The 7,801-nt window shown below is 72.7% G+C and carries 8 protein-coding genes; 7 read left to right on the forward strand and 1 reads right to left on the reverse strand.

The genetic code is table 11. The annotated features are described in order from the left end of the window. Positions 1-23: 23 nt before the first annotated feature. Positions 24-728 (reverse strand): DUF461 domain-containing protein, encoded by a 705-nt coding sequence (locus ACFV5N_RS21680; RefSeq protein WP_385602320.1) that lies wholly within the window; start codon positions 726-728, stop codon positions 24-26. Positions 729-1,222: 494 nt separating this feature from the next. Here ACFV5N_RS21680 and ACFV5N_RS21685 point away from each other — a divergent pair, with 494 nt between their 5' ends. From ACFV5N_RS21685 to ACFV5N_RS21715, 7 genes are all read left to right on the forward strand, one after another. Then, complete coding sequence (locus tag ACFV5N_RS21685) at positions 1,223-1,705, forward strand: CarD family transcriptional regulator (protein ID WP_026047088.1); 483 nt, start codon at positions 1,223-1,225, stop codon at positions 1,703-1,705. Positions 1,706-1,999: 294 nt separating this feature from the next. Continuing rightward, the gene (gene ispD / locus ACFV5N_RS21690) at positions 2,000-2,779 is read left to right on the forward strand and encodes a 2-C-methyl-D-erythritol 4-phosphate cytidylyltransferase (RefSeq protein ID WP_385602323.1); all 780 of its coding nucleotides are present in this window, start codon (positions 2,000-2,002) and stop codon (positions 2,777-2,779) included. After that, positions 2,769-3,269, forward strand: coding sequence for a 2-C-methyl-D-erythritol 2,4-cyclodiphosphate synthase (ispF, locus tag ACFV5N_RS21695; RefSeq protein ID WP_385602326.1), 501 nt, complete (start codon positions 2,769-2,771; stop codon positions 3,267-3,269). The genes ispD and ispF overlap by 11 nt, the downstream gene beginning before the upstream one ends. Before the next feature lie 100 nt (positions 3,270-3,369). After that, positions 3,370-3,774: a PPOX class F420-dependent oxidoreductase gene (locus ACFV5N_RS21700; protein ID WP_385602329.1), complete on the forward strand. Its 405-nt coding sequence runs from the start codon at positions 3,370-3,372 to the stop codon at positions 3,772-3,774. A 92-nt stretch (positions 3,775-3,866) separates the two neighbouring features. Then, complete coding sequence (gene cysS, locus ACFV5N_RS21705) at positions 3,867-5,258, forward strand: cysteine--tRNA ligase (protein WP_385602332.1); 1,392 nt, start codon at positions 3,867-3,869, stop codon at positions 5,256-5,258. Between the two features lie 53 nt (positions 5,259-5,311). After that, entirely contained in the window at positions 5,312-6,250 is a 939-nt protein-coding gene (rlmB, locus tag ACFV5N_RS21710) for a 23S rRNA (guanosine(2251)-2'-O)-methyltransferase RlmB (protein ID WP_385602335.1), read from the forward strand. Between the two features lie 104 nt (positions 6,251-6,354). After that, on the forward strand, positions 6,355-7,801 hold a 1,447-nt coding region (locus ACFV5N_RS21715; RefSeq protein ID WP_385602339.1), incomplete at its 3' end, for a DoxX family membrane protein.

Here is a 7,801-nt window from a genome sequence, read left to right on the forward strand (position 1 = left end):
CCGTATGGGGGTGACCCCCCGGGTTACGGGCTGGTGACCCCGGTGGTGTTCTCGTCGTTCTCGACGCTGTCGCCGTCGGCGGCGCCCTCGCCGCCGGTCCCCTCGTCCGAGGCGGAGCCGTCGTCGCCCTCGGTCGCGCCCTCGCCGTCCTGCGGGTCCGCGTCGCCGTCCGCCTCCGCGTCGGCCTCCTCGTCGGCCGGGAGGGCGGGCGGGGTCGGGCCCCAGTCCGCGTAGTGGGCCCAGTTGTCCTCGGCGGGCACCACGGTGGCGGCCAGCTCGATCGCGCCGGTGTCGCTGAGCAGGAACACGATCTCCTGCGCGTTGCCGAGGGCGATCTGCGCGGCCGCCGGATCGGCGATGAAGGCGGAGGCGTTGCCCTCGCCGCCCAGCGCCACCCAGCCGCGGGCAGGCACCACGACCTCGGTCTCGCCCTCGGCGGGGGTCAGCTCGACCACCACGTCGGAGCCGGGCAGGGTGATGGACTCCAGCACCTGCGGCTGCGTGCCCTCGTTGAACACCCGCGCGCTCACGCCGGCCGGTCCGTCGGGGCCGTCGGGGAGGATCACGTTGACGTTCTGGACCTTGATGTCGTCGACGTGCGCGGACGCGTTGTCGGGCTTGATCTGCTGGGTCTCGGCTTTGAAACCGGCCCCACAGGCGCTGAGCGCCACGGCGGTCGAAAACGCGAAGACGGCGGCGACGGCGCCGCGTCGAAGGCTGCTGCTCACGGCGGCGGCATCTCCTCGGACGAGCTTCGGCGGACCGGCCAGGTCGTCCGGTCCGGATGATCGAAATCAGCGCCCCAAGCCTACCGACCGCCCCCGCGCGGCCCTCACCCGCCCCGCCCACCGGCCGCGACCGGCCGCCGGAGTGAATCCGGTCATGATCCAGGTATGAATGTGAAGGGGGATCACGGGAGTGTTACGGGAGAATGTGCTGATCAATTCTTCGAGGTACGAGACTGTGCCCGAACGCATTCTTCCAACTGTGACAAAACGGACAGCTTTCCCGCCCTTCGCGAAGTTCTTTCCGTATCGGACGGCATTGTTCAAGGGGCGCGAAACACCGCTCCCACCTGCGGATACCCGCCCCAGCGCACCTCCCGCAGCATGCCGGTGGCGCGCTTGTCAACCCCCGAGATATGGTCTGACCTGCGAAAACGTCATTCAGAAGGGTGCCGGGCCGTGTTACCCTGGAAAGCCACGGAAGGGGTACCTGTCACATGACGTTCAAGGTTGGCGACACCGTGGTCTATCCCCATCACGGGGCCGCGTTGATCGAGGCTATCGAAACTCGCCAGATTAAAGGCGAAGACAAGCTCTACTTGGTTCTGAAGGTCGCCCAGGGCGACCTCGAAGTACGCGTACCTGCCGACAATGCCGAACTCGTCGGTGTGCGCGATGTCGTGGGGCAGGAAGGTCTGGACCGGGTCTTCGAGGTGCTGCGCGCGCCGTACGCCGAGGAGCCCACCAACTGGTCCCGCCGCTACAAGGCAAATCTGGAGAAGCTCGCCTCCGGTGACGTCATCAAGGTCGCCGAGGTCGTCCGCGACCTGTGGCGCCGTGAGCGCGAGCGCGGCCTCTCCGCAGGTGAGAAGCGCATGCTGGCCAAGGCACGGCAGATTCTCGTCAGCGAACTGGCACTCGCCGAGAGCACCAACGAGGACAAGGCCGAAAGCCTCCTCGACGAGGTCCTCGCGTCCTGACCGTCACCCCGGTCCGTACCCCCTGAACTCTCGGACCACCACCCCCGGACACCGCACCCCATCGCGGTCTCCGGAGAACCGAGCACCAGGGCCGGCTTGCCCCAGCGCCCGAAGGCACAGCACGTGCCGAACGGGCGCTGCGGCATGTACGGCACCCGTACGTTCTCGTTCCCCAAGCGGTGTGCCGGGCGGCGGTTGGCTCGACCGGTGTCACGGAAGGGTCCGATCGGGTGAAGCCCGGCACGCTGTGGCCATACCCACTCCCGCCCTGGAAACAAACCTCTCACGGTGCCAATGTCAGACATCGCCCCCGCCCCCGCCGCCCCCCACACCGCCGTCATCATCCCCGCCGCGGGCCGCGGAGTGCGGCTCGGCCCCGGGATCCCCAAGGCCCTGCGGCTGCTGAACGGGGTACCGATCCTCGTCCACGCGGTCCGCGCCATGGCCGCCGCCCGCTCCGTCGCCACGGTGATCGTGGTGGCCCCGCCCGATGGCGCCGAGGGCGTACGCGCCCTGCTCGACGAGCACCCGCTCCCGCGCCCCGTCGCCCTCCACGTCGTCCCCGGCGGCACCACCCGCCAGGAATCGGTACGGCTGGGCCTGGCCGCCCTGCCCGCCGACGCCGACGTGGTGCTGGTCCACGACGCCGCCCGCCCCCTCGTCCCGGTCGACACCACCGAGGCGGTGGCCCGCGCCGTCCGCGACGGCGCCCCCGCCGTCGTCCCGGCCCTGCCCCTCACCGACACCGTCAAGCAGATCGCCGCCCCCGGGCCCGGGGGTACCTCCCGGGGAGGGGAGCCGGTGCCCGTCACCGGCACCCCCGACCGCGCGCTGCTGCGCGCCGTCCAGACCCCGCAGGGCTTCGCCCCCGACGTCCTGCTGGACGCCCATCGGCGGCTGGCCGGGCTCGGCGGCGAGGGAGGCGCGACCGACGACGCCGGGATGGTCGAACGCCTCGGGCTGCCCGTGGTGCTGGTGCCGGGCCACGAGGAGGCGTTCAAGGTCACCCGCCCGCTCGACCTCGTCCTCGCCGAGGCCGTGCTCGCCCGCAGAAGGATCACCGATGGCTACTGACACCGACACCTTCCCCGGCCTCCCCAGGACCGGCATCGGCACCGATGTGCACCCCTTCGAGGAGGGCCGCCCCCTGTGGTGCGCCGGACTCCACTGGCCCGGCGCCGGTGCCGGGCTCGCCGGTGACTCCGACGGTGACGTCGCCGCGCACGCCGCCTGCGACGCGCTGTTCTCCGCCGCCGGTGTCGGCGACCTCGGCGCCCACTTCGGCACCGGCCGCCCCGAGTGGGCCGGCGCCTCCGGGGTGCGGCTGCTGGGCGAGGCGGCCCGCATCGTCCGCGCCGAGGGCTTCACCATCGGCAATGTGGCCGTCCAGGTCATCGGCGTGCGCCCCAAGATCGGCACCCGCCGGGACGAGGCCCAGCGGGCGCTGTCCGAGGCGGTCGGCGCCCCGGTCTCCGTCTCCGGCACCACCACCGACGGGCTCGGCCTCACCGGACGCGGCGAGGGCCTGGCCGCGATCGCCACGGCGCTGCTTTTCGCCCGCTGATCCGCCCCACCGGGCCGGACCGGGACTACGGTGGACGCCGCGTGGCGTTCTTCCCGTCCGTATCGGTCAACCAACTCCCGTACCAGGCAAAGGAGCCAACGTGGCAGCGGAACTCCCCGACAAGCTCAAGGACATGCTCGACGGCCCGGTCTTCGTCACCATCGCCACCATCCAGCCCGACGGCAGCCCCCAGCTGTCCCCGGTCTGGGTCGCCCGGGACGGTGACGACGTGCTCATCTCCACCACCGTCGGCCGGCAGAAGGAGAAGAACCTGCGCCGCGACCCCCGGGTCACGGTGCAGGTCCAGCCGTTCGACAACCCCTACACGTACGCCGAGATCCGCGGCACCGCCACCCTCACCACCGAGGGCGGCCAGGAGCTGATCGACCAGCTGTCCGTGAAGTACACGGGCAAGCCGTACGCCGAGTTCAACCCCTCCGCCGGCGAGGACGCCGAGCGGGTGGTGGTGCGGATCAGCGCCCGCAAGGTCGTCGGCCGGGTGTGAGCCGGGCCGCCCGGCCGCCGCACGCGTAACGATCGCCGCTCGCCCCGCGCCGACCGGCGCGGGGCGAGCCGCGCGCCTACTACTCTGGACGCGTGACTCTTCGCCTGTACGACACCGACGCCCGGCAGATCCGTGATTTCACCCCGCTCGTCCCCGGGTGCGTCTCGATCTACCTGTGTGGCGCCACCGTGCAGGCCGCACCGCACATCGGCCACATCCGCTCCGGCCTCAACTTCGACATCATGCGCCGCTGGTTCGGCTACCGGGGCTACGACGTCACCTTCATCCGCAATGTGACGGACATCGACGACAAGATCATCGCCAAGAGCGCCGAGTCCGGCGTTCCCTGGTGGGCGATCGGCTACGCCAACGAGCGGGCGTTCAACGACGCCTACGACGCGCTCGGCTGCCTGCCGCCCACCTACGAGCCGCGCGCCACCGGCCACATCCCGGAGATGGTCGAGATGATGCGGGTGCTGATCGGCAAGGGCCACGCCTACGCGGCGGACGGCAACGTCTACTTCGACGTGCGCAGCTTCCCCGGCTACCTCGGGCTCTCCAACCAGGACCTGGACCAGCTGCTCCAGCCCTCGGGCGAGGGGGAGACGGGCAAGCGCGACCCGCGCGACTTCGCCATGTGGAAGGCCGCCAAGCCGGGCGAGCCCAGCTGGGACACCCCGTGGGGCCGGGGCCGGCCCGGCTGGCACCTGGAGTGCTCGGCCATGGTGCACAAGTACCTCGGCTCGGCCTTCGACATCCACGGCGGCGGCATCGACCTGGTCTTCCCGCACCACGAGAACGAGATCGCCCAGTCCCGGGCGTACGGCGACGCCTTCGCCGCGTACTGGGTGCACAACGCGTGGGTGACCATGAGCGGCGAGAAGATGAGCAAGTCGCTCGGGAACTCGGTGCTGGTGGCCGACATGATCACCCGCTGGCGGCCCATCGTGCTGCGCTACTACCTGGGCACCCCGCACTACCGCTCCACCATCGAGTACAGCGAGGCCGCGCTGGCGGAGGCGGACGCCGCCTTCTCGCGTATCGAGGGCTTCCTGCACCGGGCCGCCGAGCGGGTCGGGGACATCGCCCCGGCCGCCGCCGTGCCCGAGGACTTCGCCACCGCGATGGACGAGGACCTGGGCGTCCCGCAGGCCATGGCCGCCGTGCACACCACGGTGCGGCAGGGCAACGCGGCGCTGGCCGAGGGCGACAAGGAGTCGGTCGCTTCGCTGGCCGGGCAGGTCCGTGCGATGCTGGGAGTGCTGGGCATGGATCCGCTGGACGCCGGCTGGCACGGGGGCGGCGACCGGGGCGAGGAGCTGACGGGCACCGTCGACGCGCTGGTGCGGCTGGTGCTCGCGCAGCGTACGGCGGCCCGCGCACGCAAGGACTACGGCACGGCGGACGCCATCCGTGACGAGCTGACCGCCGCCGGGCTGGTCATCGAGGACACCCCCGACGGGCCCCGGTGGGAGCTGGGCTGAGCGCGCCCGGCCCACCGACCGCCCCACAACGCAAGCATCGAGGAACGTAACCCATGGCAGGCAATCCCAACCGCCGCACGTCCAACAAGAAGGGCGCCCAGGTCGGCAGCGGCGGCCAGCGCCGCCGCGCGCTGAAGGGCAAGGGCCCCACGCCGCCCGCCGAGATGCGCAAGGGGCACGCGAAGCAGCGGGCCGCCGCGCTCAAGGCCCGCAAGCAGGGCAACAAGCCGCAGCAGGCCAGGCGCCGTCCCGCCTCCGAGATGGTGGTGGGCCGCAACCCGGTGCTGGAGGCGCTGCGTGAGGGCGTGCCCGCGACCACGCTGTACGTGCAGCAGTTCATCGACAGCGACGACCGGGTCACCGACGCCGTGAAGGTGGCGATGGAGCGCGGCGGCATCCATCTGATGGAGGCGCCGCGCGCCGAACTGGACCGGATGACGAACGGGCTCAACCACCAGGGCGTCGTGCTCCAGGTGCCGAGCTACGAGTACGCGCACCCGGACGACCTGCCGGCCGGCGCGTACGACGCGCACGAGACGCCGCTGATCGTGGCGCTGGACGGGGTGACCGACCCGCGCAACCTGGGTGCGGTGGTGCGGTCGGTGACGGCGTTCGGCGGGCACGGCGTGGTGGTGCCCGAGCGGCGCGCGGCCGGGATGAGCGCCGGGGCGTGGAAGACGTCGGCCGGTACGGCGGCGCGTACGCCGGTGGCCCGCGCCACCAACCTGACCCGGGCACTTCAGGCGTACCAGAAGGCCGGGCTCCAGGTCGTCGGTCTCGCCGCCGACGGCGAGGCCGAACTCGGCGATCTCGATGTGCTGGACGGCCCGGTGGTGATCGTCATCGGCAGCGAGGGCAAGGGCATGTCGCGCCTGGTCAGCGAGGTGTGCGATGTGCGGGTGCGGATCCCGATGCCGGGTGAGGCGGAGTCGCTGAACGCCGGTGTGGCGGCGGGCATCGTGCTGTACGAGGCGGCCCGCGCGCGGCGGTGAGGCGCGCGGCGGCGCCCATCACCCGTCACTTGACGGGTACTTGACGGGTCGCGGACACATTCCTCGGGTCAAGGCAGTGTCTTAAACCTCTGTCACTCGGTTAGATGAGTGTGGACACCAGAACACACCGCCCACCCGCTGGGGGGACGCCGCGCGGTTTCTTCGAGGACGAGCCGTCGGTGCTCTCCACGGTGAAGGTGCCGTGCGATCCCGCTCAAGTGATCGTGAACCACGCGAGCTTCCGGGTGGAGCTACCCACCTCGGCGCCCCCCGGCAGGCGTCGCCCCGTCGTGCTGTCCGGAGCGGGCGCCGCCGGTGCGGCGGGCATGAGTTCGCTGCTGGCGACCGCGACCGCCACCGCCGTACGGGAGCGCCCCCGCCCGCTCGCGTCCGCGCCGGACGGGCCGGCCACCCAGGTGCTGCCCCGGCTCGACCCGGCGGTCCTCGGCGCGGTTCCGGTGCCGCGCCGCGGCGCCGACGAGACCCAGCTGCTGCCGCCGGTCAAGGAGCCGCCCGCCTTCGGCGCGGGCGCCGCGGACGACGGCGGCCGGGACGGGCAGCACGACGGCCGGCCGGACACGGTCGGGCGCGCGTCCGACGCCCGGCAGGCGTTCAAGCCCGACCGCCGGCTCGACCTGGGCGTGGTGCTGCTGCCGCTGCGCTTCCTGCTCGGCTTCCTCGCCATCTCGGCCGGCATGGGCAAGATCACCGACCCGGTGTACTTCGACGGCGGCGAGCGCGGCTCGATGGTCACCTGGCTCTCCTCGCTGGAGCCGTGGGCGGTGGCGGCCCCGCTGCACAGCTGGGCGCTGAACCACCCGGTGGCCGCCGGGCTCACCGTCGCCTTCACCCAGATCGTGGTCGGTGTGCTGACCATCTTCGGCCTGTGGCAGCGGTGCGCCGCCGCCATCGGCGCCGCGCTGTCGCTGGCGCTGCTGGTCACGGTGGCCTGGCGCAGCGGCCCCGTCTACGACACCCCCGACCTCATCCTGCTCGCCGCCTGGAGCCCGCTGATCATCGCGGGCGCCCCGGTGTACTCGCTGGACGCGCGGCTGGCCGGCGAGGCGTGGCGCACCCTGGGCCCGCGCGCCCCGCTGAGCGAGCTGCGCCGCCGGGTGCTGCGGCGCGGGGCGATCATGGCCACCGTGCTGATCGGTCTGGCGCTGCTCATCGGCGCGGTGCTGGGCGGCGCGGTGCGGTCCTCGCAGATCGCCCGGCTGCCCGAGCCCGGCGAGCCGCCGCGCAACCACCTGCCCGGCCAGCCGCTGGAGAACGCGGAGGAGGCCGAGGACGAGGGCGAGGAGACCGCGGGCGAGACCGAGCCCAGCGCGGGTGTCGGCGGCGCGGACGACCCGGCCGGTGAGCCGGGCGAGGACGCGGCGACGCCGGAGGAGAGCGCCGAGGAGGCGCAGGAGACGGCGGAGGAGGAGCAGCCGCGCAGCGAGCAGACCGTGCCCGCGCCGCAGCAGCCGGCCGCCCCGCCGGCCGCGCCGCCGTCCCAGAGCGGCCCCCCCGAGCAGGTCCCGGCACCCGGCGGCGACGGCGGTGAAC

The sequence above is a fragment of the Streptomyces sp. NPDC059853 genome (assembly GCF_042731495.1).
In the GTDB taxonomy this organism is placed as follows: Bacteria; Actinomycetota; Actinomycetes; order Streptomycetales; family Streptomycetaceae; genus Streptomyces.

Coding starts and splice junctions, on each gene's coding strand:
- ACFV5N_RS21685 (WP_026047088.1), top strand. CDS start 1,223: ATGACGTTCAAGGTTGGCGACACCGTGGTCTATCCCCATCACGGGGCC.
- ispD (WP_385602323.1), top strand. CDS start 2,000: ATGTCAGACATCGCCCCCGCCCCCGCCGCCCCCCACACCGCCGTCATC.
- ispF (WP_385602326.1), top strand. CDS start 2,769: ATGGCTACTGACACCGACACCTTCCCCGGCCTCCCCAGGACCGGCATC.
- rlmB (WP_385602335.1), top strand. CDS start 5,312: ATGGCAGGCAATCCCAACCGCCGCACGTCCAACAAGAAGGGCGCCCAG.